This window comes from Enterococcus sp. AZ126 (genome assembly GCF_051714545.1).
In the GTDB taxonomy this organism is placed as follows: domain Bacteria; phylum Bacillota; class Bacilli; order Lactobacillales; family Enterococcaceae; genus Enterococcus_L.
The window spans coordinates 151935-178877 of the sequence record NZ_JBIOSB010000001.1 but is presented as its reverse complement, the minus strand read 5'-3'; the positions used below and the strand labels follow the sequence as shown (position 1 = coordinate 178877).

Genomic DNA, 26943 nt, shown 5'->3' with positions numbered 1-26943 from the left:
ATTCCTTTCTTTGAAAAAGTAAATACAGATTAAGTATACTCTTTAAAATATCAGATGGAAAATAACTGGATTGTCTGGAAAGAATGTCGTATCTTATTTAACGAATAAAATTTTTTTAATTCCTCAAACATTTCAAAATCAAAACTAAAAAAGGGTAAAGTTCATTAGTAAATTGCTCAATTTTTTTCTTTCTTTTCTGTAGCGTTCTTTCTTTCAAATTTTCATTTATCAACATTTGTAACGTCTCTATTCTAATAATTTTCTTAGCTTGTATTGTGTCAACAGTATTTTTTTCTACTGGATCAACATCATAAATGGTCAGATCATAACAGTCAATCAACTGATTAAGCTTGTCAGCATATTGAATATCTGTCGCATACTTCCCTGTCAAAAATGACGTTACTTCCATATAATTATTGGTTTCGCTTTTCCACGTTCCTTTATAAAAATCAGAATTGCCAGCAATCCCATTTTTCATTAGTTCGGCATAGTCTTTAAGAGACTCGCTATAGGAAGGATATTGACAGAATTCTGAATTGACTACAAACATATTTCCTTTTCCGTCATCTTCTTGTGTGTTCATTCTGACTGTAGCACCTTCAAAATCGCCTTTGATTCCAAATAAATTATGATAAGGTGCATTCGCTAGAAGGCTGTCACCTGATTTTGATTCTAGGATTGCCTGAGCAATCATTACTGAGGTATATAGATCATGTTGGTGGGCAATTTCTCTAGCTTGCTCTCCAATATTCTTAACAAACTCTTCCGTCTTTTGATTTTTGATAATGACATTCACGTTATGCTCTGAAACTATCGCCTCTTCTGATTTTTTTCCATCTTGTTCTTCTTTTGAATCTGTAGTTTGTTCTACTTCGACGAAACTTAGTGTTTGTATTTTTCTTATATCTTTCAAAGATACAGCACTTGCTATGCTTGGTAATAACAAGGTATTTAAGATTAATACCACAAAAAATAATTTCTTCATATGAATCTCCTATTCTTAATCTGTCATCTTAAAGTAGTAATACGCATTTCCTTAAGTTTTTGATTAAAATTTAGCAAAATCAATTATTTTTTATTTAATCCAAAATAAAAACAACAACAAGAGCCGTCCGTCATCTTCCATTTTCTCCTATTGCTTTCAAAGTTTATATCTTCTGTAACTAAGTTAAGTTTTGATAGTCAGAAATATTTACTACACAAAAATTGCTGAAACTGATACATCTAGCTCCGAACATGCTGATTTTTAACCATTTATCCAGATTTAAAGCCCGAAACAAAACTAAAAATCAGTTTTGTTTCGGGCTCCTTTGTGCATTTTTATATTTTTATATTTCTAATCCAACCATCTGGAGCCGGAATGTCTCCAAATTGAATGCCTGTTAATTCGTCATATAATTTTTGGGTTACGGGCCCAACTTCTGTTTCACTATAGAAGACATGGAAATCATCGTATGTTTGAATACCGCCAATTGGCGAAATGACAGCAGCTGTTCCACAAGCTCCAGCTTCTTTAAATTCCTCTAAAGAATCAATGTAAACATCCTCTTCTACCGCTTCCATTCCAAGTTTATGTTCAGCTAAATAAAGTAATGAATACTTCGTTATACTTGGTAATATTGAAGGTGATAGTGGGGTGATAAAACGATCATCGTTCGTGATGCCAAAGAAATTAGCAGAACCGACTTCTTCGATTTTTGTATGAGTTGCAGGATCTAAGTAAATACAATCTGAAAAGCTTCTTTCTTTTGCTTCTTCCCCTGGCAATAAGCTAGCCGCATAATTCCCGCCAACCTTAATTGCGCCCGTTCCTTGAGGAGCTGCACGATCATAATCAGAAAACACAAAGTTCGTCGGCGTTAGTCCACCCTTGAAATATGCGCCTACAGGCATACAAAACACAGTAAAAATAAACTCTGGTGCTGAATGTACACCAATTCCTTCTCCAACACCAACCAGAAGTGGACGAACATATAATGTCCCACCACTGCCATAAGGTGGAATAAATGCTTCATTAGCTTTTACTACTTCCTCTACTGCTTGAATAAATTTATCCTCTGGTACCTCTGCCATCAACAATCGTTTTGCGCTACGGTTCATTCGTTTAGAATTCTCATCCACTCTAAATAGATTGATCGAACCGTCCTTACAACGATAGGCTTTTAACCCTTCAAAACATTGTTGTCCATAATGCAATGCGGCTGATCCTTCGTGGATATGCAATGTATTATCTTCTGTTAATTTGCCATCGTCCCATTGACCATCTTTCCAATTTGAAATGTATCTAAATGGTGTTTTTATATAATCAAAACCTAAATTATCCCAATCAATTGTCATACGATCACTCCTTATTTTCAGAATATTGTAACACATTTTCAATTAATTTGTTAAGCTTTTTGTTAAATAATGACATCTTTTTTCAAATTCAAGTATAATGATAAAGTAATAATAGATAAAAAAAGAAAGTTGGGATATCCTTGTTTATTTTTGGACAATCAATATCCAGTAAAACAGTTGAAAGTACAATGGATTCTACAATTGATATAAAAACTGCTGCTGAGAAGAAAGTCAATGCTCTTGAACGTTTTTGGAACGGAATTAATTGGGACAAAATAATCGCTGTTTTGATTGAGAAAGCAATTTATCTTCTATTTCTTATTCTTTTTTTTATACTCCTAAATCGTATAGGTAAAATACTTATTGACAAAGCATATGGGAACTATAGTAAAAAACAATCATTCAATGAAAGTCGCCTAAAGACAATTCACACATTAGTCAATAATGCCTTTCAATACACCTTATTTTTCTTTTTCATCTACTCCTTATTAACAGTTGTTGGCGTTCCTGTCGGGTCACTCCTTGCTGGTGCCGGGATTGCCGGTGTAGCAATTGGTTTGGGTGCACAGGGGTTCATGAATGATATTATTACCGGGTTTTTTATCATTTTAGAACAACAAATGGACGTTGGCGATTATATTCGGTTATCTGCATTAAACATTGAAGGAACTGTCACAGCTGTAGGTCTTAGAACTATACAGATGAAAGCTCTAGATGGTACTGTTCACTTTATTCCTAATAGAAATATTACTACAATAAGTAACCTCTCTCGTTCTAACATGCAAGTTTTAATCGATGTTCGGATCGTACCTGACGAAGGCTATGATAAGATTATCGCAATCATTGAACAAGTCAATATGGAATTAAAAGAAAAGTATTCAGAAAGTATTCAAACAGGTCCAACGATTTTTGGGATGGTGGATCTGGGAAATGCAAATTTCGCCATTCGCACAACAATGTATGTATTGAATGGAAAACAAGCGCCAATCAAAGAAGAATTTTTAGCTCAATACGTAAAAAAATTATCTGACGCAAACTTTACTATTCCAAATACACCGATTATATTAACATAGCAAAACGATGGCTGTGAAACGAAAATGGGTTATCCCTTTCGTTCCACAGCCATCGTTTTGTTATTTATCTAATGATTTCAAAAAGTTACTGATATGTTCCACAGCAAAAGGAATCGCTTCTTCTTTGGGTTCAAATTTAGCAGAATGCAGCCCATATGCACTATCTACACCTAACCAAAACATTGTCCCTGGTACTTTAGATAACAAAAAACCAAAATCTTCACCAGTCATCGCAACTTCAGCTTTTTCAAATAAAACGCCTGATTCTTGTTCCATAAACGTCATAAAGTTTTCAGTTGTTTTTTTATTATTGATCACTGGAAGATACCCTTTTTGATCCAAAAATACATCTACTTCGCAATTAAATGATTTTGCGATCCCCTCACCAATTTCCTTGATTCTAATCTGAGTCAATTGATTCATCTCTTCTGTTAAAGTTCGGATCGTACCTGAAATCGTCGCTTCCCCTGCGATAACATTTGTTGCAGTGCCAGCATTGAATGTACCAAATGTGACCACAGCACCTTCAACTGGATTTACATTTCGACTAACGATTGTTTGTGCTTGCTGGACAAGACTCATTCCAGCTACGATCATATCATTTGAAGCATGAGGAAACGCCGCATGCCCACCTTTCCCTATCAATTTAATTTGAACTTCACACGTTGCAGCGAAAAGAGTACCGACTTTTGTTGTGATTTTTCCTACTGGTAACTCCGGATTCACATGCAGTCCATAAAATTCATCAGGAAGCCAAGCACCAAATGCTCCATCTTCATACATCAGCATACCACCAGCTTCATTTTCTTCTGCTGGTTGAAAGAGAAATAAATAATTATTTTCAGGCTGTTCTAATGTCATTTGTGCCAATAATCCTAAACCAATCGTCATATGAAAATCATGTCCACATGCATGCATATACCCTTTATGGATAGACTGAAAATCAGAATTAATTTCTTCGGTTATTGGTAAACCATCGATATCAGCACGCCAGCCGATCGTTTTTTGGGGATTTTTTCCATGAACGAAAACCAAAATTCCTGTTCGCCATATCTTATATTTTATAAAATCTTTTTTTATTGATTGGATTATTTCCAGTAAGTATTTTTGTGTTTTTTCTTCTTCTAACCCGATTTCTGGTATTTGGTGCAACTGTCTGCGAATCTCAATTAACTGTTCTTGAATCATTGTTGATCTGCCTCTTTTCTATTTCTCTATATCTTATTGTTGAATAAAAAGAGTTTTCTGTCAATCCTTCATTAAAAACAATCAACGATTTTTATACAGACTTTAAATAGTTTTGAGCAAACATGTCAATTTTATCCAAATCAATTCCTTTAAGTTTTTTTTCTTCACTTATTGGAACCCACGAAGGTTTATAGCCTCCAAATGACATAATTTCAAGAGCATGCTCCCTGATTGCTTCTGGAATACTTGCTGCAATCACATCATCCGTAGTCTTTGGTTTTGAATTACACAAGTAACAAGCTATTATTTTAGTTAATAGATCTGTTTGATTCTTTTTTAAAAAATCTCTGATTGGTTTATACATTTTATCATTACGAACACCTGCCCCCACAATGATATGAGTAAACTCATTTAAATTAGGCTTCTCGTGATCAATATCGATAATTGTAGCATTACTGCATTTTTCACCTAACAGTTTAGCACATTCTTTGGACGCACCAGATTTTGTTCCATATAAGATCAATAATTTCATTCGTTTTAGCCCCGATTCTTTCTTTACTTTACAGATAAGAGTATGCTTGTTATGATAGTTTTATTAATTTATATTTCGGCGGAAAAGAATCTCGTCAAACGAGATATATTAAGAATAAAGCGAGGAAGAACATTTGTCAATACATCAAGATTCAAATACAAACCCATCTCTAGAAAAGCTCACCTCTTTATTACGAGGCTTCGGCTCACGTTCTATCTTACATCAACAAACTATCGTTCACTCTTTAGGCATTCCTTCGAATGACTATATTTCAATCGATTTATTAAATGAATCAGGGCCACTTACAGCTGGAGAATTAGCAGATAAGACAGGATTGTCCACGGGAACGATCACCGCCTTGATTGATCGTCTAGAAAAAATCGGTTACGCTCGTCGGGAAAAAGATCCCCATGATCGCAGGCGCGTCATTATTGTACCAACCTATGAAGATAAAGAGGAAATAAAACAAGCCTACCAGCCATTAGATATTGCGATGAAAAAATTAGGACGAACATATTCAGAAAAAGAATTGCAATTGATTACGCACTTTTTATCAGAAGCTATTTTAGTGTTGGATAATCAACTTCAAAATAAATAATTTAACTACTTTTGTCTCTGCCTGAATAAACGGTAGGAATAGAAGCAAACCCCTCTTCTTTATTCATGATATTTCACCTTTTTTTCGGATCCAGCGTCACAGATTTGAAAGTTTAATAGCGCAAAAAAGACTAAAACTAACGTGTAGTTTTAATCTTTTTTGCGCTATTAATGATTGTGTGATAGAAACATTACAATTTTCGTAGCTCTTCCATCATATTTGTCTTGCTTTTAGTTTTTTCATCAATATTTTTTATCTTTTTAGCTGGTACGCCTGCAACTACAGTGTAGGGTGCAACGTCATCAACAACAATTGCTCCAGCTGCAACAACGGCTCCTTCACCTACTCTAATTCCTTCTAGAACAACTGCATTTGCACCAATCAAAACATTGTCTTCGATGACCACAGGATCTGCACTAGGCGGCTCGATCACGCCTGCCAAAACAGTTCCCGCACCAATATGACAGTTTTTCCCGACTGTTGCACGTCCACCTAAAATCGCGCCCATATCGATCATAGTTCCTTCACCGATTACAGCACCGATATTTATAACAGCGCCCATCATGATTACAGCATTATCACCGATTTCAACCTGATCTCTGATAGTTGTCCCTGGTTCGATACGAGCATTGATCTCTTTAATGTCTAGCATTGGAATCGCAGAATTACGAGTATCATTTTCAATCACATAATCTACGATATTTTCTTTATTTGTTTCCAAAAATTCTTTGATTACATTCCATTCACCAAACAAAGTCCCTGTTTTACAATTAGTAAATGCTTGAATTTCATCAGGAAAGGTTACTTCTTTGAGTTTTCCTTTCAAAGTAACTTTTACTGGTGTTTTTTTTTCAGCATTTCCAATATAATTAATAATTTCATATGCGTCCATCAATATAACTCCCTTCATAATACAGCTTAATAAAGCATTTCAAAAAACTCGCCACGTTTAAGTATCTAGCTTATCAAAAAAATAGGAAAAAGTGAATAATTGATTTAAAAAAATCAAATCACTTTCATTTCTATAGATTCACCATCAGATTTTGGTAAAATGATATTCTTTCGTTCCAGTTCATGAGCCATATGATTGATTGCCTTCAACAATTCTTTGCGTGTGATGATTCCTTTAAAACATTGATTGTCATCTACTACAGGCAGAAATGCTGCATCAACTAACAAATGAAGTATATCTTCAAGTTCCCATTGTTCGCCAATCAAAGGAACATTGACTTCCATAACATCTGCCACAGTGAAATCTTGTAATTTATCAAAATCGACTGATGTGATATCAAACATTTTATCCACTACATCTGATAAACTAATCAATCCCACAAAACGATCCCCTTTATCTAAAACAGGGATTTTTGAATATTTTACTTGAGATAAAACTAATAAAGCGTGACTTAGCGGATTCAAACACATTACGTTTGCAACATTTTCCGCTGGTATCAAAAAGGTTTCTTGTTTTTCTAATAATAATTCTTTTATAGCAGTTCCAATCATTGGAGTGCCTCCATTTCATTTTCTTTGCCACAATTATCATTGTACAGAAAACGGATGCAAATGTCTTGAAATTCAAACTTTTTTCATAACTCTTAAAAAAAATTAAGATTTGACCCTATTTCCTTCACTTTCTAAAAACCTGAATAAATGTTAATAGAATGTCAGAATCATTCGGAAATTATCTAAAAAACATAAAAAATAAGATACACTGTAGCCTTTTATCACAATTCCCCTAGAAATAATTAGTCAAAATTATTTTTTATTAAAAACAAAATGCAACTCTTTATACTTTTGATGATTTCGACCGTAATATTGAACAATGAATTGTTCTGAAGTACTTTCGATGATCGCATAGGATTTCAATTGAATTGGCCCTCTAGGCAAGCTAATACTTCCAGGATTCAAATAAAGAACATTTGCCCGAACTTCACATCCAATTTCATGAGTATGCCCAAATAACACGATATTGGCTTTGGCTTTTTCAGCTTGTAAAGCAAGAGAAGTCAATCCGGAACGAACATTCGCCAGATGACCATGTGTCATAAAAATAGTATCCATTCCAATTTTCTCTACGATCATATCTGGAAATTCAGGATCATAATCGCAATTTCCTTTTACTACTATAAAATCATTCCACAATTTATCCGTGGGTTCTAATTCTGAATCGCCGCAATGAAACATTTTATCAACTTTTCCTCGATAAGTTTCTGCCAAATCAATTAATATATCACGATCACCGTGATTATCACTTACTACTAGATATTTCATGCACAACCTCCTAGTTTTTTAGCCAATTTTCCCATTGATTTCTTAATGTTGCAACAGCTCTTCCTCTATGACTGATCTCATTTTTGCGCTCGTCTGAAAGTTCGGCTGCTGTTTTTTGTTCTTCTGGAACGAAAAATAATGGATCATAGCCAAACCCGCGATCACCACGTGGAATGGTCCCGATTTCTCCAAGCCAATTTCCTTCTACAACCAAACTTTCTTTCTCAGGAGCAGCAAAAACAAGTGTGCAATGGAATGTCGCTGTTCGTTTTTCTTGTGGCACTCCAGTTAATTCATGAAGTAATTTAGCATTATTAGCAGCACTATTCGTTGGTTCACCAGCAAAGCGCGCAGAATAGATTCCTGGTCTGCCATTTAAAGCATCAACAATCAGTCCTGAATCATCTGCTAAAACTGGTTGTTTTAAAATATCTGCAATTGTTTCAGCTTTTAAACGAGCATTTTCTTCAAAGCTTTTGCCTGTCTCCTCAACATCAGGCAAATCTGGATAATCCAATAATGTTTTTACATGGTATCCTTTTTCGGAAAAGATTTTCGTAAACTCTTTAGCTTTTCCTGGATTTCTTGTAGCGATCACAATCGTTTTAGCTTCGTCAGGAAATGATTTCTCAGCTAATGGATTCATCAAGGCTTCTTTTTGATAAGCAATCAAGTGCTCGATGCCCGTTTTACCGTAAAATAGTAACGAATTCAATTCATCACCTGAAAAAGTTGCTTCTTCACCTGTACCTTGAAGTTCGACAAAATTACCTGATTCGGTCATCACCAAATTCATATCTACAGCAGCTGCAGAGTCTTCCTTATAATCTAGATCAAGAACGCAGGTTCCGTCACTTAATATACCTGCGCTGACCGCAGCAAGATATTCTTTGATCGGATTTTCCTGTAAATCCCCTTTTTTAAGCAGTTTATCAACAGCAATTTTCATTGCAACAAATGCACCAGTTATGCTGGCTGTGCGGGTTCCTCCATCTGCTTGGATCACGTCACAGTCCACAATAATACTTCGTTCACCTAATTTTTTCAAATCGACAACCGCTCTCAGCGAGCGACCAATCAAACGTTGGATTTCCATCGTTCTGCCAGTCAATTTTCCTTTTGCGCTTTCTCGGATATTTCTTGTATTCGTGGCTCTTGGAAGCATACTATATTCAGCCGTCACCCAACCGGTCCCTTCGCCTCTTAAAAATGGTGGAACCTTTTCTTCCACGGTTGCAGAACAGATTACTTTTGTATCGCCAAAAGAAATCACTACGGAACCTTCTGGATGCTTATAAACATCCGTCTCAATGATGATTTTTCTTAATTCTTTCGCTTGTCTTCCATCATGTCTGATCATGTTTCACTACTCCCTCTAAGAAATTCGACAATCGCGCCTGTTCAACGATGATCGTTTCTAAATTTAGCCAATCATCGGCAATTGCTTTAAACATTTTTGCAGAACCTGTGGTATAAAATTCATTTGGCTTATTTTTATACTGCGGAGTATTTGCTATGTCAAAATAATCTAACAACATACTCACTTTACTCACTGTTTCAGCACCCGAATCGATCAAGGTCACTTGGTTTCCCATTACATTTTGGATCAAAGGACGCAATAATGGATAGTGGGTACAGCCTAAAATCAACGTATCCAGTTTTTTCAATTGTAATGGATTTAACGTTTCTGATACGACTTTTTTTGCTACAGAAGAATGAAATTCGTTACTTTCGACAATGGGAACAAATTTAGGGCACGCTAAGCTTGTGACAAACGTATTAGGGGCTTTACTTAATAACGCTTCTTCATAGGCTTTACTTTTGATTGTTCCAGCTGTGCCGATGACACCAATGCGATTATTTTTAGTTGCTTTCAACGCAGCTCTAGTTCCTGGTAGGATCACGCCTACGACTGGAATAGCCAATTGCTCTTTTATTTCTTCTAATGCTACAGCAGTAGCGGTATTGCATGCAATTACTAACATTTTAATTTTTTTTTCTAAAAGAAAATTTGTCATTTCCCAAGTAAATTGGACTACTTGTTCAGCAGGCCTTGGACCATATGGGCAACGTGCTGTATCTCCAAGATAAATTAAGCGCTCATTGGGTAGCTGCCTTAATGCTTCTTTTACTACCGTAAGTCCGCCAACCCCGGAATCTATAAATCCTATTGCTTCATGATTATTCAAGTCAATCAAACCTTTACAGTATTTTTTCAACACTCTTATTCTCTACTTTTTGCTGCTTTTTTTCAAGTTTTATTATCACTAGCTTCTATTATATCACTTTTTATATAGCAAGTTTTCATTTAGCTTGCGCTTTTTAATTGTTTTTCTTTATTAGCCTTTAAAAAAAACTGGTAATCTCATTTTCTGTATGTTATAATTTCTAACATTAACGGATGGATAGATTTATGGCTATTAGATTAAATATAAAAGAAAACTATTTTTATAAAAAGAAAATAGATAGAGTGCCATTTCAACTCTTCAGCACTGATCTGTCAAGATCAAAAGATTGTCTATCGCACTTTCCATATTCACAGATTTCTATAAATATTCGTTTTTTATTTATTTTCCCACCTGTTCATCCACTCGCTCACTGATCTATATAGATTAACCGTGATGTGATAATTTTATACATAAAGGAGAATGACCATGATTTCGTTGGAACATGTAAATAAGTTTTTTGGGGAGCATCATGTCTTGAAGGATGTATCGTTAAACGTTAACGAAGGAGAAAAGATCGTCATCATCGGGCCTTCTGGTTCTGGTAAAAGTACTTTGATCCGCTGTATTAATCGTTTAGAAAAAGTTACGGATGGCCATATATTTGTTGACGGGATCGACATAACAGAGCCAAAAGCACCTGTTCAAAAGGTTCGTCAAAAAGTAGCGATGGTTTTTCAAAGTTTTAATTTATACGCCCACAAAACAATTATTCAAAATCTTACCTTGGCCCCCATCAAAGTCAAAGGCGTCAGCAAAGAAGAAGCAACTAAGACTGGGATGGAATACTTGGAGAGAGTTGGTTTGGCAGATAAGGCGAATGCATATCCTGCTCAACTATCCGGTGGACAACAACAACGAGTCGCCATTGCACGTGCTTTAAATATGCATCCAGAGATTATTCTTTTTGACGAACCTACCTCAGCTCTTGATCCAGAAATGATTCAAGAGGTACTCGATGTTATGGTAGATTTATCGAAACAAAATATTACAATGATTTGCGTGACACATGAAATGGGATTCGCACGTCAAGTAGCAGATAAAGTCATTTTTATGGATGACGGTCAAATTATTGAAACGGGAAGTCCAGAGCATTTCTTTACTAATACTCAAAATGAACGCGCAAAAGAATTTTTAAGTAAAATCATTCATAATTGATAACACATATACCAAGGAGGAATTTTAGATGAAAAAAACAAAGAAATTATTAGGTGCACTGTCCCTTGCGTTATTACTTGGTTTGGTTGTAGGCTGCGGGAGTGGCGGAGACGACAAAAACGCCTCTAATTCTGGTAACAACGCAACAACTGATCTTCAAAAAATCAAAGATGCTGGTGTTATCAAAGTCGGAGTTAAAGAAGATGTCCCAAATTTTGGCTATATGAATCCAGATACAAATAGAAATGAAGGAATGGAGCCAGATATCGCACGTTTAATTGCAAAAGAATTGACTGGTAGTGAAGATAACGTAGAATTTGTCGGTGTAACTGCTAAAACGCGCGGCCCTTTATTGGATAACGGTGAATTAGACATGGTAATTGCTACCTTCACGATCACGGATGAAAGAAAAGAAACCTACAATTTTACAACACCTTACTATAAAGACGAAGTTGGTTTTTTAGTAAGAAAAGCGGATAACTTTACAGATACAGCTAGTTTAGATGGAAAAACGATTGGTGTCGTTCAATCTGCAACGACAAAAGAAGCGATTGAAAAGCAAGCAAAAGAATTGGGTGTATCATTCAAGTATCAAGAACTTGGTTCATATCCTGAACTAAAAACTGCTTTAACGTCAAAAAGAATTGATGCTTTCTCAGTTGATAAATCAATTTTGACAGGTTATGTAGATGATAGTACAGAAATCCTTAAGGACGGTTTCTCACCCCAAGAATATGGCATTGCTACGAAGAAAGCAAATACTGAACTAAATGATCAGTTGAATAAATCAATAGAAAAATGGGAAAAAGATGGTACTTTAGAAAAAATTTACAAAACGTGGAATCTGGATTAAACGTTCCCAGTTTCGTGCAATTTTGTTAGGATTTGGGAGGAAATTAGATGTTCATTATAGCGAATGCAGGACCTTTTGCACTCTATCGATGGGAAGTATTGTTTAAAGACTGGAGACTTTTTGGGGATGCTTTCCTCTATACTATTTTATTAGCTGTGGGTTCACTGATTGTAGCATTGTTGCTAGGTATATTTTTTGGCAGCCTATCTGCCATGCAACATAAATTATTGAACGTAATCAGTCGAATTTATGTTGAATTTTTTCAGAACACACCATTATTGATTCAGTTTATTGTGGTTTACTACGGTTTTCCATTGATCAGTCCAATGCTGACTTTTTCTACAACCACTATTGCTATTCTCTGTGTCGGTCTTTATCACGGCGCTTATATCTCAGAAGTTGTCCGTTCTGGAATCGGTGCTGTTCCTAAAGGGCAATTTGAAGCAGCTTATTCACAAGGTTTCTCCTATGGGAAAACCATGCGCTATGTTGTACTACCACAAGCTTGGCGTATCATGTTGCCACCACTTACGAATCAAATCGTCAATTTAATCAAAAATACATCAACTGTAGCCATCATCTCTGGTGCTGATGTAATGTTTACGGCTAACAGTTGGTCTTCAATCAATTTAAATTATATTCCAGCTTTCACAGTCGCAGGATTTCTTTACTTCATCCTGTGCTTCCCATTAGCCAACTTAGCACGGAAATTGGAAGAAAATAATAAGAAAGCTTATACCCGATAGGAGGATGCAAACATGTCTTTTTCAGAACAAATGAGTCAACTTCTGACCGGCAATAATTTGCGCTTTTTATTCGATGGTTTGAAGCTTACACTTTATATTTCTTTTGTTTCAATCGTCTTAAGTACGATTTTTGGGACAATTTTAGCTGTTTTAAGAAATCAAAAAACTGGGCCTTTAAAATTTTTGTCTAGTGTTTATATCGAAATTGTGCGTAATATTCCTAATTTATTATGGATCTATGTGATTTTTCTGATTTTCAAAATCAAATCTACCCCCGCTGGTATTGTTAGTTTTACTGTTTTTACAACAGCAGCTTTAGCTGAAATTATCCGAGGTGGACTAAACGGTGTAGATAAAGGTCAAAAAGAAGCCGCTCGATCACAAGGATTTAGTAATGTTCAAATTCTTGTGCATATCGTATTACCTCAAGCGATTCGCAATGTATTACCCGCAATCGTTTCTCAGTTTGTCACGGTAATCAAAGATACTAGTTTCTTATATTCTGTCATTGCATTACAAGAATTGTTTGGAAAATCTTATATCTTAATGGGTCGCTATGCACAAACCGGACAAGTTTTCACTATATATGGACTTGTGGCTTTGATGTATTTTGTAATCAACTTCTCTATCTCTCAATTTTCAAGATGGTTATCTAGAAATTGGGTATAAAAATAAGGATGTAGCCTAAACTATTTTAGTTTTTGGGCTCTATACTTTCTGATGTTGGTGAGAAATCACCGGCATCTTTTTTTAATGCAAAATAATAGAAAAGACATCTCGATATCCTTTAGAATTAAGTCGACTAAAACCAATTAAAAGGAGGAAATCAAGATGTCTTACACCAATCTTATCAAAAATACCTTAGATATTCTAGACTTAAACATTACTTTTACTGAAAATTCTTTAGAAAAAGAACGCATTAAGGGACGAATTTGTCAGGTATTTTCTGGTACATTAGACTATTTAGCCCACTCCTGTCTTCATTGTGGAGAGAAAGAAAAAGGAAAGATTATTCGTTGGGGCTATACGACTTGTCTTATTTTAATGAACGATGTGTCTGAGTATCAAACGTATTTACGCTTGAAGAAACGCCGTTTCTTCTGTTATTCCTGTGAAAGAACGTTCGTCGCTGAAACAAGTCTGATCCAAAAAGGGTGTTCGATTTCTAAGAAAGTGAAGCTATCTATTGCCGATCGATTAAGAAAGGTCACGTCTATGAGTGAGATTGCGCGTCAAAAGAAGGTCTCTGTTTCTTCTGTCTATCGCGTCTTGAAACAATTTTATGAACCGAAAAAAATCAATCGCCTGACCTTGCCTGAAGTCCTTTGTTTTGATGAATTTAAATCGGTTAAACAGGTCGCTGCTTCTATGAGTTTTATCATGATGGATGGTCAAACAAAGCAGTTAATTGATGTCATTGAAAACCGTCAATTGTCCTTTTTACAACGTTATTTTTCACGATTCTCTTTGTCTGTTCGTGAACGTGTAAAATATATCGTTTGTGATATGTACGCTCCTTATTTTTCTCTCGTCAAAAAATTGTTTCCTATGGCTCAGATTATTCTCGATCGCTTTCACATTGTCCAACACATTGGACGAACCTTTTTAAAACACCGCATTCAACGAATGAATCTGTTTCTCCAGAAAGGAACTGTAGAGGCAAAAAAATATCGACACTTGAAGAAGTACTGGAAACTTCTTCAAAAGAACCAATCGAAGCTCGATTTTGAAAAACGCCAATGGCGTCCTTCTTTCCGCACCTATTTAACAGAAACAGAACTCGTTGATCGACTCCTTGCATATGATGAGGAGTTAAAATCTGGTTACACCTGTTATCAGAACGTTCTTTATGCGGTACAAACACGAGACTACACAAGATTCCACTCGCTATTAGAACAAGATTGTTCTGGACTTCCCGTCTATTACCAAACAGTTTTTTCTACCTTTAAGAAAGTTCAAAATGAAATTAAGCATGCTCTAGAATTATCCTATTCCAATGGCCCATTGGAATGCTTGAACAACCATATCAAAGTGTTAAAGAGAAATGCGTATGGGTTTCGTAACTTTTATAACTTTAAATTGAGAATTGCTTTATGCTTTGGTAACGTTCTTTTTCAGCCGAATAGAAAAACCTAGAGGTATTTTCCTCTAGGCCTTACAATAATTGATTTAATTCTTTGGATTTTCTTCACCAACATTAGTTGACAAAGAGCCAGTTTTTGCTACACCCTTATTTTTTTATCGAATCGTTACATTAAAATGTTCGACTAACGCTTTTTCTACTTTTTCCATCGATTGGTTGATTTCTTCATCTACCAATGTGGCTTCTGCATTTACAAACGTTAAGCTATACGCCATTGATTTTTTACCTTCAGCGATATTATCTCCTTGGTAAACATCAAATAAATGAACAGATTGCAAGAATTTTCCAGCTTGTTTAGAAATCGTTTCAACTAATGCTTGACTAGTTACTGATTCATCAACCAATAAGGCAATATCTCTTGAAATAGCCGGGAATTTCGAAATTTGTTGATAAATCAAAGGGGCACTTTCTTCTTCAATAATTGCTTGAAGATTCAATTCAGCTGCATAAGTTTCAGGAATTTCGTATTCTTTTGCTACACTCGGATGAACTTGACCGACAAAACCAATGACAGTATCATTCAATTTTATTAAGGCCGTTCTTCCTGGATGCAACTCTTGGTTCTCTTTTGTCGCCTCATAAGTTATCTTATCAGCAATACCTACAGAATCAAATAGCGTTTCAAGCATGCCTTTGAGTGTATAGAAATCGACAGGTATTTCTTTAGTCTGCCAGTCTTTTACTACTTTATTTCCTGATAATACAATGCCTAAATGATTTTCTTCATACGGCAATTCTTTTTTAGGATCACGATCTTGATAAAACACTCGTCCAATTTCATAGAGAGCAACATTATTATTTTTACGAGCAACATTATAGGCTACATCATCTAATAAGCCTGAAATCAAGTTCATTCTTAAAACAGAGCGCTCTTCACTCATCGGCCATTGTAAGCTTGTTGTTAAGCTTTCTCTCATCATAAATTGACGAGATTTTTCTTCGGTTGTCAAAGCGTAGCTAATTGCTTCGCTTGCGCCGCAGCCTTCTAATAAACTTTTGATTTTACGAACCAATACTTGCCCACTCGTTAAACTACCAGCTACTGTTTCACCTTTTGGTAGTGTTGATGGTAGGTTGTCATAGCCGTAAATACGTGCAACTTCTTCAATCAAATCGGCTTCAATCGTTATATCCCAACGTCTAGGCGGAACAGTTACAGTATATTTTCCTTGATCAAGTTTATAAGTAAAGCCTAGCGTATCAAAAATTTCACTAACTGTCTCCTGATCCATATCAGTACCTAAGTACTCATTGATTCGTGAAATCGTTACACTGACAATAATTTCTTCAAGAGCTAATTCAGAACCAATCGCTTTACCTGCGACAACTGTTCCGCCAGCTAATTTAGCGATCATGGCTGCTGCCACATCGCCTGCTTCACCAATCGTTGCATGGTTGATGCCTTTTTCAAAACGACTAGAAGATTCACTACGTAGATTGAATTCTTTTGACGTTCTACGAACCGATAAAGAATCAAATAATGCTGATTCTAAAGCAACTGTAGTTGTTCCCTCAGTGATTTCAGAGTCCGCACCACCCATTACACCAGCTAAAGCCACAGGAACATTTCCATTTGTAATGACAATATTTTCATCAGATACTTTTCTTGTTTCGCTATCTAAAGTAACGATTTCTTCGCCAGATTTGCCACGTCTTACTAAAATAGTTTTACTATCCAATTTATCATAATCAAATGCATGCAAAGGTTGGCCAAATAATAAAAGAATATAGTTTGTTACGTCAACGACATTATTGATTGGACGAATGCCCTCATTCATTAAACGAGTTTGCAACCACAACGGACTTTCAGCAATTTTTACATCTTTGATGATTCTAATTTGATAGGCTGGTGTATCTTTTTTATCTTCTACTTCAACAGAGATATAATCAGCAGCAGTTTGGGTAGCATCCTCTTTTAAAATTTCATCATTGAATTGAGGTGTCTGACGATAAATAGCGCCTACTTCATACGCTACACCGCGCATACTTAAAGCATCAGCACGATTTGGCGTGATCGATAATTCGATAATATGATCATCCATATCTAAATAAGAAAACACATCATCCCCATTGATAGCATCCGCTGGCATATAATAAATTCCGTCAGAATAAGCTTTAGGAATCACATTATCAGAATAACCCAATTCTTGTAAAGAACAGATCATACCGTTTGAGACTTCACCGCGCATTTTACCTTTTTTGATTTTTTGATTTCCAGTAATTCGAGATCCTGGTAACGCAACAATTACTTTAATGCCGACTTTCACATTTGGCGCACCACATACGATTTGGGATAATTCTTCTTCGCCTATATCCACTTGGCAAATTGACAAATGATCCGAATTTGGATGAGGAATACATTCTTTAACCTCACCTACGACTATTTTTTTCAAGCCTTCTTCTGGTACTTCCACGCCTTCAACTTCAATCCCAGTCAAAGACATTTGATCAGATAATTCTTTTGCTGAAATTTTTGAAAGATCTAAATACTCACTTAACCATTTATAAGAAACTAACATCGTCGATTACTCCTTTACCTTGAACTGATTTAAGAAACGTAAATCATTTTGATAGAAATTACGTATGTCGTTCACACCATAACGCAGCATTGCTACACGATCTGGTCCTAAGCCAAAAGCAAAACCTGTATATTCATTTGGATCGATCCCTGACATAGATAGAACATCTGGATGAACCATGCCGGCACCTAAAATTTCAATCCAGCCAGTATGCTTACAAACATTACATCCAGCGCCTCCACATTTAAAGCAACTAACATCAACTTCAACAGATGGTTCTGTAAACGGAAAATAACTTGGACGCAGGCGAATCTTACGGTCTTCACCAAACATTTTTTTCATTACAACTTCTAAGGTTCCTTTTAGGTCCCCCATCGTAATATTTTTATCGATAACTAAGCCTTCAATTTGATGGAATTGATGACTATGCGTCGCATCATCTGTATCTCTACGAAATACTTTTCCTGGAGAAATCATGCGTAATGCACCTTTTGAAAAATCATGTTTTTCCATGGTTCTGGCTTGAACAGGTGATGTATGAGTACGAATCAAAATATCATCAGAAATATAAAATGTATCTTGCATGTCGCGAGCTGGATGATCTTTAGGTAAATTCATGCGCTCAAAATTATATTGATCCGACTCTACTTCATATCCTTCAACAACTTGGTATCCCATACCAACAAAGATATCTTCGATTTCTTCCATTACTTGAGATAATACATGACGTGTACCGTGGGTCATCTGTTTTCCAGGTAAGGTAACATCGATCGTCTCTTGTTCTAACGCCGCATTTAACGCAATAGTTTCTAAAACTTCTTTGCGTGCTTCAATAGCGTCACTCAACATATCGCGAATTTCATTAGCAAAACTTCCTACTATCGGACGTTCCTCAGCTGATAAATCCTTCATGCCTCTTAGCACTTCTGTGATTGGACCTTTTTTCCCCAGTGTCTCTACTCTGATTTGGTTTAGTGCTTTAAGATCAGATACAGTTTGAATATTATTCAACGTTTCATCTCTTAATGCTTCTAATTGAGCTTTTAATGTCATTTTTTTATTCCTTTCTTTTGTTTGGTAACAAAATTGAGTATAAAGTATTGATGAAAACAAGTCATTTTTTACAACAAACTAATTAAAAAAAACGATAGCCCGCTCCTATATTAAGGAACGAGCTATCGTGTTACCATCCTACTTCATGATAAAAAATCATGCACTCAATTCATATAACGGCTTTCACCGGTCTGATCTCTTTGGAACAAACAAACTCCGGAAGTGAACTTCATTTTTCGATTACGTACCCTGTTTTCAGTCTAAGACAGGTTTTCCCTTTTCGTATCAGCCAAATTACTCTTTTCCATCTACATTTTTTGTTATTCAATTGATTATAGTGTACAAGAATTTACATCTGAGGTCAACTGCATTCTTCCGCAGTGACCCATTTTTCTGCCCAATGCTGGATTTGTTCCATTGCATGTTGTAGGTCCTTACCTTTATTTGTGAGAAAATACTCTAGACGACTGCTCTCATCACAGCGAACTGCTTTTGAGATGATCCCTTCCCCTTCTAATTCTTTCAAGCGTTCCACTAATACACGATCGCTTAGTTCAGGGATTTTTTGTTTTAACTCGCCAAATCGTTGAGGACCATTTTCCAACAAGACATCAATAATCAAACCATTCCATTTCTTTCCTAAAATCGTAAATGCCTTTTCGAATTTGGGACATAGTGAAAATTCGGTTGTTTTTACTTGCTCCATTTTCCTCACCTCGTAAACTGAGTATAGCACACAACTTACAATTTGTAAGTATATCTGCTTTCAATTTAATTCATTTTTTCAATAATTTGCTCTTTGTCCAAATCAATAATGATCCCTGCAGACAATAATACTAGTAATACTTGATTTACTTGTTTATTCGTTGCTTGTGTCAACGCTTTTCGATATAAGTTCAGCTGACCTCTATAACGCTGAATAACTTTTTTGATTTCTTGTGGATTGTCAATATCTTGGACAAAATCAGTCTTGTAATCATAGAGAATGCAGTCCTCATCGTGCAAAATGTATCCATCGATCATACCATGGATCAATAGATCATCTTGTGTTTCTTTTGGGTAATCTTTGATCAATTCTTCTGCTTTCAACAACATTGAAAACGGCTGTTCACGAATGACCAGTGCTGGATTTTCAAGTAATTTTTGTCCTAAACTTGTGCGGTAAAATGATAACACTTGTTCAATATTGATTTGTTTGGCTACATTTTCTTGGATGATTTTTGTTTGAACTAATTCCTCAAGCAATACACCAATGGTAGCCTTTGTCGGTGCTTCGTTTAAATCCAAAAGCTGTAATAAATAATGAGTTGCTGTACCGATTTCAACAGCCGATGGTTTTCGGATCGTTTCGATAAATCTGGGTTTCCCTAATTCTCCTTCACTCATCCGATGAATAATCATCGGAGTTTCCTGAATTGTATTTTTTTCATCTACTTCTATTTTAGCAATTTCTTTATTATCTGGATCTTCAAATACACGTTTTATTTCTGATACTGATTGATAATTTGTTGTTTTTGTTGAAAGCTGATAAGGATAATCATAGTTCAAACGTTGAAGAGCTTTTTTTATCTTTTTTGGATCACTTGTCTGAGAGCTCACTTTTTTTAAGGAATCTGTTTCAATAAATTGAAGGGTCGCAAATTGATCTTGTATTTCTTTTTCCGTTACAAAAGAAACATTGAACCCTGCAGCATGTTGCGTGATTCCAGCTACTGTTTCAGTAACAAAGGTTGTTTGAAATTCTGACATTTTTTGATGACGAATCAAACTCATCCCAACCCAGTTCATCAAACTACTTTTCCCTTGCAGACGATTTTCACTAGGTAAGACTTTTGTCTGAACATCTCCAACTTTCAGCCATTCTTTGAAAGCAGCCTCTTGATTGTTGTAAGAACCGACCAAATAAAGTTTTTGCTCTGCTCGTGTCAATGCAACATATAATTTACGCATTTCTTCTGAAAGTAATTTTTTTAATTTCGCTTGTTTGATTGCCAAAAACGGCAATGTTTCATACAACATACGTTCTGTTTGGTCAAGATAACGAATCCCTACACCTAAACGATCATCAAATATATACCGTTCATTTAAATCACCAAGATTGAACTCTTTGGTCATGTCTAGAATAAAAACGACAGGAAATTCTAACCCTTTACTCGCATGGATCGTCATCACCCGCACCGCATTTTCATCGCTCAAAATCACGGGTTCTGCTAAATCCTTATCTTTTTCCTGCATTTTTTCAATAAAACGAACAAACTGAAATAATCCACGGAAACTGGTCTGCTCATAACTTGCTGCTCGGTCAACTAATGCAAATAAATTGGCTTGTCGTTGTTTACCAGCAGGCATTCCTCCTACATAATCTAAATACGCAGTATCTTGATAAATTTGCCAAATCAATGTCGCTAATTGATTGCGTCTGGCCATTTCTCGCCATTTCTCTAACCATTCAGCAAATTGCATAGTCTTTTCTTTTAACGTTTGATGCTCTTTTTCGTTAGTATCATTTAGATTAAACGATAAAAAAGCTTCGTAAAATGAACTTTTTTTAGCTGCCAAACGGATCGTCACTAATTCATTTTCTTTCAACCCTACGATCGGTGATCGCAAGACAGCTGCTAACGGAATATCTTGATAAGGATTATCGATGATCTGTAGTAGAGACACCATTGTTTGAACTTCTGTTGCTTGAAAATAATTTTGAGCATCATTTACCTGAATTGGAATTCCAGCTAGCTTGAAAATTTCTAAAATGGTCAAATTATTTTTCTTCGTCGGTGTCAACAGCACAATATCTTTATAGGTAAGTGGTCGATTTTCTTTGACCGATTTATCATAGATCAAAAATTTATTATCGATCAATTCTCTTATTTTCAGCGCGGTCATGTGCAATTCGCCTTCAGTTTTATCTTCCAGAATTAATTGAGAATCATCCGTCACTTGCAAGCTTTCTTCCTGCTGCTCTGATTTTTTTTCATAAATCAATAGCTCAGTATCATAATTTTCAGCTTCTGAAAACTGATCGAACCCATGAATAAGTCGAGCCGCTTCGTCATATTCGATTTGACCGACACGTTCGTCCATTAATTGCTCAAAAACTAAATTGGTAAAATCCAATACGTTTTTTCTGGAACGAAAATTTTCAGCTAAAACGATTCGTTTTCCTTCTTTATTTTGACCATATTGATTGTATTTTTCAATAAAAAGCGTTGGATCAGCTAAACGGAAGGAATAGATAGACTGTTTTACATCGCCCACCATGAATAAGTTGCCTTCTTCTGCCGTTGGTCTTCTTAACCAATAAAGGATCGTCTCTTGTAATCGATTGATATCTTGATACTCATCGACTAAAACTTCATCAAATTTATCGCGATAATAGTTTGAAGCTTCTGTAGCCGACCATTCACCTGCTTCTTTTTTTGCTAAAATCGCTAATGTGAAATGCTCCAAATCATTGAAATCGACTAACCCTTTTCTCAGTTTCTGTTTACTATAACTCTCTATGAACGCTTTTCCGACTTTAGCCATTTCTTCAACAAGTGGCTGTGATTGGTCTAAAATCTCCTTCATTTGTTCTGGTGATAACGTAAACAAGTTATTCAAGCTATCATTTATAGCTTTTTTATTTTGTTCTCGTAAATTTTTCGCTTGTGCAGCTATTTCTTTTAGCTCTTCCACACGCACAGTAGGATAACGTTCAAAAGTAATCGTCTTAGAAATTTCAAATCCTGCTTCTAAATCATTATCTGCTAACTGGCTGATAAAGGTCTCAACAAAATCTTTTTCATTTCTGGCAAGAATCTCGATTTTCCCTAATTTTTCTTCTCCTTCAGTTAAACGGATCATCTCTTCATAACGATTTACACACCGAAACAGACTTTCCATCAGCTGAGGTTTTAAATACTCTTGAAATAAAACTGAATCACCTAATTGTCCAGCGACACGATAACTATCAGCTAGATGCATCAACCAATCATCAGGATCGGGATTGGCACGGGCAAATTCATATAATGAAAAAATCAAACGAGTCAATCCGTCATCACTACGATCATTTGAAAAATTACTAGTCAACTGGTAAAAAGATTCTTGGTTTTCCGCGTAGAATTGCTCTCTAAGCTCATCCCAAACATCCTCTTTTAAAAGCAACATCTCGGTCTCATCTGTCAACAATCGAAAAACTGGATCCATTTCGATCAAATAATAAAAACGACGAATCACTGTTAGACAAAATGCATGCAAGGTACTGATATTAGCTGTAGGCAGCAAGGTCAATTGTCTAATAAAGTGCTGTTTTTTCTCTTGATCACTCTCATTTGTGATCGCTTTTTGCAAAGCAAGCTGAATTCGTTCTTTCATTTCTTTGGCTGCAGCCTCTGTATAGGTTACGATCAATAAACGATCAATATCTACACCACTTTTTAGCTTTTCGATGACTCTGCGGACAAGAACAGTTGTTTTCCCAGAACCTGCGGAGGCCGACACTAAAATATTTTCATTTCCGTCAAAAACAGCTTGCCATTGATTGTCGGTAAATTGTTCATTTTCTGGACGTAAAGGAATTATCTTACTCATCTATCCGTCCTCCCTTTTGATCATTGTCAATCAAACGATCCATCACTTCTTTTTTAGATAACGTCTCAATTCGATTGTAATTATTTTCTTTTAGCATCACATCAAAGTTACAGACACTTCGAAATGGACAAAAACGACAAGCAATTCGTTCTTTTCCTTGATAAGCTGGATTCAAACCGATCTCACCGCTAATAATCTTATTCCCGGCTTCAATAAACTTGCTGCGGTTATGGATCAATAACGCATCTAACTCTGGTTCTGTTACAAATTTATCTTCTTGACGACGACCTGGTTTAATTATTTCTTTAGCTGATTCTTCTATCGGGTAAATCAAAGAACTTTGTTTGGCTTGCAAACTTTTATCCAGATTTTCAAGTAAGACTGGGTCATTCAATAACAATCCATCAAATTGAAATTTCTTTAAAAGTTGCTGTTCTTTTTTATCTTCCGTTTCATATGGAAGAATAGGATTGTGCACATGAAGATAAAACGAACCTGCCGGTTTGGCCGATTGACCTACTAAATTCACAGCATCCATCAACGCGACATCCAAGTATGTGAGCATCTGCATTGCTAGTCCATAATACGCTTCTGTAATATTAAATTTTTTGTGACTCGATTTATAATCTACGACTCCTAAATAGACAGAATCAGGTGTCACCAGTTGATCCAAGCGATCAATCTTACCTCTAACACTTATATTCCCCCCATTTTCGAGAGGTAGTTCTAACCCTTTGATCCCTTTTTGACTAGCGATCTGACCGAACAAAACTTCTGTCTGAACAGCTGTCATTCCACTGCGTTCACTTTGCCGTTTCAGTGCCCAACTAACTTTTTTTATCGTTTGCCCAAGCTGATAGCGAATATAATTCATTCGACTCGATGAATCAAGAATCGAAAATTTTATCTCGCCGAACACAGCATTCAGGATTTGTTCCGTAAACTCGTTGACTTCCCGATCGGTCAGCTCAGATAATTGTTTCTTTTGCATGATCAATAATTTAAAGAACTGGTCCAATGCCTCATGGAAAAAATCACCCGTTGCCGCTGGCGATAAACCAAAAACATCTCTTTCTTTTAATCCTAAACCAAAACGCGAAAAATATTGATACTGGCATCGATAGAAACTTTCCATTCTAGAAACAGATGTATAAATATGTTTTGTATATAATTCATCCGCTAGATGCTCTTGTAAATTTTCTGGCAAATTTTTATGACCCAGACTTTCAAAGACATGTCTTGCTAGTTTTGCTTGTGAGCGTGTCATTAATTCTCGTTCCAAAGCATCCCAAAAAGACGGTATTCCTTCGTGCGTTTCTTTTTTCTGCCGCTTTAAATTGGTTAAGTCACTAATCAACGTTCTGTAAGTTCCGATATGTTCTAAACTAACCTGTTCATCATCTGAAATCATAAGCCCATTTCTTTGTTGTTTGTGCAAACCTAAGTCATTTTGAATATTGGTTAAATAGGCAGAGGCTTTAACGTCTTTGGCAGTATCTTTCACACTAGGATACGAAAAATACAAACGTTCTGTTGCCGAATTAAACATGATATAGGCATTAAATGGTTCCTTGGCAATACTTTTTCTCGTATCATTCATTAAAAACTGCCCATCTTCTAAGTGACCATTAACAAATTGCCGTTCTTCATCAGACAGCAACGTTTTATTATCGAATTTTTGTGGTAAAACCTGATCTGTCAAGCCAATTGCAAATACGACTTTTGCCTGCCCAGGCCTAGCAAGATCGATTGAGCGAACTTGTACCTGATCAATAGCCGTTGGTACTTTATTATAACGTAGCCCTTCTAACCCGCTAGAGAAAATTTCTTCAAACAAAACTAAGTCAAACGAGTCATTGCCATAAATCGTCACATATTCATCAAATAAAGTCATCAACGCTTCCCACGTCTGTTCATGGTTGCGGGCCTCTTCTAATTGTCCCTTTTCAATTGCCTGATTACGCCACATCATTAACTGCTTTTCTACACCATTATTCACTAAAAAACGATAAAAATAATCCGCAGCTTCGATTCCGGTTTTTGCTTTTTTAAGTTTTACAAAAAAAGAGGGGACAGTTTGTTGAATCATTTTTCGTACAGCATTTGATTCTTGTTCGATCAATTCAGTATCATCTTGCTGTTCTGCTTCAAAATCGTAACGGATAAAATGCCAGTCCTTATCTTTTTCCCAATGGTATCCCTCATACCCGTATGCTAAAACCACATTTTCGGCCAAATCAACTTTACGCCGCCATTCATCTCGCTGTGTTCGCCATTCTTCACTGGAGACTTGATCTTCGATTGGAAAAAATAATTCAGTTCTTAAAAAACGTAACACATCTCGATAACGATAATGGTACGCATGGATCGCAAACAAAGACTGAATAAATTCAACTAAAGGATGCTGTTCCATTGCCATATCTCGATCTAAGTAAATGGGAATTTTATGCATGGAAAATAGTGGTTCAATCAACGATTCGTAACTGTCCAACTCACGCGTCAGCAATTGAATATCTTTATACCGATACTTTTCTTCAACGACTAATCTTCTGATTTCTTTTGCGATATGATTGATTTCTTCCTTAAGATTTTCTGCACACCAAAATTGTAAATGATCCTCTTTGATCTCTTGTTTTTCTTTTTTAGGATGATTTTCTTGCGCCTTAACCCAATAGTTTCCAAGGGATTTAAGACTCTTGTCAGCTATCAACACATTATTTTTTTCAATATGATCAGGCAGTATCGGCACATTAGCATTTCTAGCAAGTTGATACAGTTGGTGATAGGTCGTACCTGTTTCATAAAATAAATTCATCAACGAAGGTCGTTCATTCGGATATTTTTTATCCAACACCAAAGATACCTTAACTTCACCACCTCGCCGCATCAACGTATCGATCAGCTTCAACTCTCTAGCTGAAAAATGATGATAGCCATTGATCACAAATAACACATTACTCAAGTCTTTCGTTTCTAAATAATCAGTCAAATAATTGATGATTTCTGCTGATTTAATGCCATATTGCATCATTGTTTCTTCGAATTTTGAAAAAATTAATTTGATGTCTTGAATCTTTAATTGTAGATCCTGTTCTTTACTATCTGAATTTGGTCCTGATAATTGGCCAAACAACTCAACTAAATCAATATTTCCATCTTTTATTTCCTGATACAAGTCAAATAACTGTTGGATAAATCCTGATTTATTCACTTCTCCACGAAAGACATTCAATGATTCTTCATTTTCCGACAAAATCTTTCTAAAAACCATTGCAGCTCCTGCTTCGGAAAGGATCTCTGAACTATAATACTGTGTATGTTGTAAAAAGTACCATGCTAACCGATAAAAACTAAAGACTTGAAAGCGCATGGTCGCAATTGAATCACTATGATTCGAATGGATTTGTTTAATTCGTTTAAGTGCATTGATCTCTTGCTCAAATTTCATATGATTCGGTACTAAATAAAAAACTTCGTGTGAATCATTTTCTGATAACCACTCTACTGAAGCTTGCAAAAGGGCTTCCTCTAGATCCATTTCAGCAGTGCCACGGATAAATTGCAGACTCATTTTTTCACATCCTTTATAAATGTTCCATGTTCTTAGTTTATCATAAAACAAACTTAAATATACTTCTGATTCATTCACAAAAAAAAAAGCCTCTTAATCAAAAG

Annotated in this window: 21 protein-coding genes; 7 read left to right on the top strand and 14 right to left on the bottom strand. The window is 35.8% G+C overall.

Annotated elements, in window-relative coordinates; all coding sequences use genetic code 11:
* Positions 1-115: 115 nt before the first annotated feature.
* Complete coding sequence (locus IGI43_RS00860; protein ID WP_438755920.1) at positions 116-985, bottom strand: glucosaminidase domain-containing protein; 870 nt, start codon at positions 983-985, stop codon at positions 116-118.
* A gap of 335 nt (positions 986-1320) precedes the next feature.
* A complete protein-coding gene (locus IGI43_RS00855; RefSeq protein ID WP_438755919.1) occupies positions 1321-2337 on the bottom strand; it encodes a branched-chain amino acid aminotransferase in 1017 nt (338 codons plus the stop codon).
* Positions 2338-2525: 188 nt separating this feature from the next.
* On the opposite strand from IGI43_RS00855, the gene IGI43_RS00850 reads away from it, so the two are divergent.
* Positions 2526-3410: a mechanosensitive ion channel family protein gene (locus IGI43_RS00850; RefSeq protein ID WP_438758789.1), complete on the top strand. Its 885-nt coding sequence runs from the start codon at positions 2526-2528 to the stop codon at positions 3408-3410.
* A gap of 60 nt (positions 3411-3470) precedes the next feature.
* Here the strand turns inward: IGI43_RS00850 and IGI43_RS00845 are convergent, their stop codons facing one another.
* Complete coding sequence (locus IGI43_RS00845; RefSeq protein WP_438755918.1) at positions 3471-4598, bottom strand: N-acetyldiaminopimelate deacetylase; 1128 nt, start codon at positions 4596-4598, stop codon at positions 3471-3473.
* A 91-nt stretch (positions 4599-4689) separates the two neighbouring features.
* Positions 4690-5130: a flavodoxin domain-containing protein gene (locus IGI43_RS00840; protein ID WP_438755917.1), complete on the bottom strand. Its 441-nt coding sequence runs from the start codon at positions 5128-5130 to the stop codon at positions 4690-4692.
* Positions 5131-5263: 133 nt separating this feature from the next.
* On the opposite strand from IGI43_RS00840, the gene IGI43_RS00835 reads away from it, so the two are divergent.
* A complete protein-coding gene (locus IGI43_RS00835) occupies positions 5264-5728 on the top strand; it encodes a MarR family winged helix-turn-helix transcriptional regulator (RefSeq protein WP_438755916.1) in 465 nt (154 codons plus the stop codon).
* Positions 5729-5918: 190 nt separating this feature from the next.
* Here the strand turns inward: IGI43_RS00835 and dapD are convergent, their stop codons facing one another.
* The 5 genes from dapD to racE all read right to left on the bottom strand — a co-directional run bounded on the left by dapD (position 5919) and on the right by racE (position 10188).
* On the bottom strand, positions 5919-6620 hold the full coding sequence (gene dapD, locus IGI43_RS00830) for a 2,3,4,5-tetrahydropyridine-2,6-dicarboxylate N-acetyltransferase (RefSeq protein ID WP_438755915.1): 702 nt from the start codon (positions 6618-6620) through the stop codon (positions 5919-5921).
* 113 nt (positions 6621-6733) lie between these two features.
* Positions 6734-7231, bottom strand: coding sequence for a cyclic-di-AMP-binding protein CbpB (cbpB, locus tag IGI43_RS00825; RefSeq protein ID WP_438755914.1), 498 nt, complete (start codon positions 7229-7231; stop codon positions 6734-6736).
* Positions 7232-7483: 252 nt separating this feature from the next.
* On the bottom strand, positions 7484-7999 hold the full coding sequence (locus IGI43_RS00820; RefSeq protein WP_438755913.1) for a metallophosphoesterase: 516 nt from the start codon (positions 7997-7999) through the stop codon (positions 7484-7486).
* Between the two features lie 10 nt (positions 8000-8009).
* Positions 8010-9359: a ribonuclease PH gene (rph, locus tag IGI43_RS00815; RefSeq protein WP_438755911.1), complete on the bottom strand. Its 1350-nt coding sequence runs from the start codon at positions 9357-9359 to the stop codon at positions 8010-8012.
* A complete protein-coding gene (racE, locus tag IGI43_RS00810; RefSeq protein WP_438758788.1) occupies positions 9346-10188 on the bottom strand; it encodes a glutamate racemase in 843 nt (280 codons plus the stop codon). The genes rph and racE overlap by 14 nt, the downstream gene beginning before the upstream one ends.
* Before the next feature lie 465 nt (positions 10189-10653).
* Between racE and IGI43_RS00805 the strand changes: the two genes are divergently transcribed.
* The 5 genes from IGI43_RS00805 to IGI43_RS00785 all read left to right on the top strand — a co-directional run bounded on the left by IGI43_RS00805 (position 10654) and on the right by IGI43_RS00785 (position 15117).
* A complete protein-coding gene (locus IGI43_RS00805) occupies positions 10654-11382 on the top strand; it encodes an amino acid ABC transporter ATP-binding protein (protein WP_438755910.1) in 729 nt (242 codons plus the stop codon).
* Positions 11383-11410: 28 nt separating this feature from the next.
* Entirely contained in the window at positions 11411-12235 is an 825-nt protein-coding gene (locus tag IGI43_RS00800; RefSeq protein WP_438755909.1) for a transporter substrate-binding domain-containing protein, read from the top strand.
* 47 nt (positions 12236-12282) lie between these two features.
* On the top strand, positions 12283-12981 hold the full coding sequence (locus IGI43_RS00795) for an amino acid ABC transporter permease (protein WP_438755908.1): 699 nt from the start codon (positions 12283-12285) through the stop codon (positions 12979-12981).
* Positions 12982-12993: 12 nt separating this feature from the next.
* Positions 12994-13650 (top strand): amino acid ABC transporter permease, encoded by a 657-nt coding sequence (locus IGI43_RS00790; protein ID WP_438755907.1) that lies wholly within the window; start codon positions 12994-12996, stop codon positions 13648-13650.
* Between the two features lie 162 nt (positions 13651-13812).
* Positions 13813-15117, top strand: a complete 1305-nt coding sequence (locus IGI43_RS00785) for an ISL3 family transposase (protein ID WP_438755906.1) — start codon at positions 13813-13815, stop codon at positions 15115-15117.
* A 102-nt stretch (positions 15118-15219) separates the two neighbouring features.
* Here the strand turns inward: IGI43_RS00785 and pheT are convergent, their stop codons facing one another.
* The 5 genes from pheT to IGI43_RS00760 all read right to left on the bottom strand — a co-directional run bounded on the left by pheT (position 15220) and on the right by IGI43_RS00760 (position 26839).
* Complete coding sequence (gene pheT, locus IGI43_RS00780; protein WP_438755905.1) at positions 15220-17643, bottom strand: phenylalanine--tRNA ligase subunit beta; 2424 nt, start codon at positions 17641-17643, stop codon at positions 15220-15222.
* 6 nt (positions 17644-17649) lie between these two features.
* Positions 17650-18696 carry a phenylalanine--tRNA ligase subunit alpha gene (gene pheS, locus IGI43_RS00775; protein ID WP_438755903.1) on the bottom strand — a complete coding sequence of 349 codons (1047 nt, stop codon included), beginning with the start codon at positions 18694-18696 and terminating at the stop codon, positions 17650-17652.
* 361 nt (positions 18697-19057) lie between these two features.
* Positions 19058-19402: a winged helix-turn-helix transcriptional regulator gene (locus tag IGI43_RS00770; protein WP_438755902.1), complete on the bottom strand. Its 345-nt coding sequence runs from the start codon at positions 19400-19402 to the stop codon at positions 19058-19060.
* Positions 19403-19467: 65 nt separating this feature from the next.
* Complete coding sequence (gene addA / locus IGI43_RS00765) at positions 19468-23268, bottom strand: helicase-exonuclease AddAB subunit AddA (RefSeq protein WP_438755901.1); 3801 nt, start codon at positions 23266-23268, stop codon at positions 19468-19470.
* Positions 23261-26839, bottom strand: coding sequence for a PD-(D/E)XK nuclease family protein (locus IGI43_RS00760; protein ID WP_438755900.1), 3579 nt, complete (start codon positions 26837-26839; stop codon positions 23261-23263). The genes addA and IGI43_RS00760 overlap by 8 nt, the downstream gene beginning before the upstream one ends.
* Positions 26840-26943: the final 104 nt, after the last annotated feature.

What these genes read in the sequence shown, in the direction of transcription:
- IGI43_RS00860 (WP_438755920.1), bottom strand. Translation starts at nt 985, where the DNA reads ATGAAGAAATTATTTTTTGTGGTATTAATCTTAAATACCTTGTTATTA.
- IGI43_RS00855 (WP_438755919.1), bottom strand. Translation starts at nt 2,337, where the DNA reads ATGACAATTGATTGGGATAATTTAGGTTTTGATTATATAAAAACACCA.
- IGI43_RS00850 (WP_438758789.1), top strand. Translation starts at nt 2,526, where the DNA reads ATGGATTCTACAATTGATATAAAAACTGCTGCTGAGAAGAAAGTCAAT.
- IGI43_RS00845 (WP_438755918.1), bottom strand. Translation starts at nt 4,598, where the DNA reads ATGATTCAAGAACAGTTAATTGAGATTCGCAGACAGTTGCACCAAATA.
- IGI43_RS00840 (WP_438755917.1), bottom strand. Translation starts at nt 5,130, where the DNA reads ATGAAATTATTGATCTTATATGGAACAAAATCTGGTGCGTCCAAAGAA.
- dapD (WP_438755915.1), bottom strand. Translation starts at nt 6,620, where the DNA reads ATGGACGCATATGAAATTATTAATTATATTGGAAATGCTGAAAAAAAA.
- cbpB (WP_438755914.1), bottom strand. Translation starts at nt 7,231, where the DNA reads ATGATTGGAACTGCTATAAAAGAATTATTATTAGAAAAACAAGAAACC.
- IGI43_RS00820 (WP_438755913.1), bottom strand. Translation starts at nt 7,999, where the DNA reads ATGAAATATCTAGTAGTAAGTGATAATCACGGTGATCGTGATATATTA.
- rph (WP_438755911.1), bottom strand. Translation starts at nt 9,359, where the DNA reads ATGATCAGACATGATGGAAGACAAGCGAAAGAATTAAGAAAAATCATC.
- IGI43_RS00805 (WP_438755910.1), top strand. Translation starts at nt 10,654, where the DNA reads ATGATTTCGTTGGAACATGTAAATAAGTTTTTTGGGGAGCATCATGTC.
- IGI43_RS00800 (WP_438755909.1), top strand. Translation starts at nt 11,411, where the DNA reads ATGAAAAAAACAAAGAAATTATTAGGTGCACTGTCCCTTGCGTTATTA.
- IGI43_RS00795 (WP_438755908.1), top strand. Translation starts at nt 12,283, where the DNA reads ATGTTCATTATAGCGAATGCAGGACCTTTTGCACTCTATCGATGGGAA.
- IGI43_RS00790 (WP_438755907.1), top strand. Translation starts at nt 12,994, where the DNA reads ATGTCTTTTTCAGAACAAATGAGTCAACTTCTGACCGGCAATAATTTG.
- IGI43_RS00785 (WP_438755906.1), top strand. Translation starts at nt 13,813, where the DNA reads ATGTCTTACACCAATCTTATCAAAAATACCTTAGATATTCTAGACTTA.
- pheT (WP_438755905.1), bottom strand. Translation starts at nt 17,643, where the DNA reads ATGTTAGTTTCTTATAAATGGTTAAGTGAGTATTTAGATCTTTCAAAA.
- pheS (WP_438755903.1), bottom strand. Translation starts at nt 18,696, where the DNA reads ATGACATTAAAAGCTCAATTAGAAGCATTAAGAGATGAAACGTTGAAT.
- IGI43_RS00770 (WP_438755902.1), bottom strand. Translation starts at nt 19,402, where the DNA reads ATGGAGCAAGTAAAAACAACCGAATTTTCACTATGTCCCAAATTCGAA.
- addA (WP_438755901.1), bottom strand. Translation starts at nt 23,268, where the DNA reads ATGAGTAAGATAATTCCTTTACGTCCAGAAAATGAACAATTTACCGAC.
- IGI43_RS00760 (WP_438755900.1), bottom strand. Translation starts at nt 26,839, where the DNA reads ATGAGTCTGCAATTTATCCGTGGCACTGCTGAAATGGATCTAGAGGAA.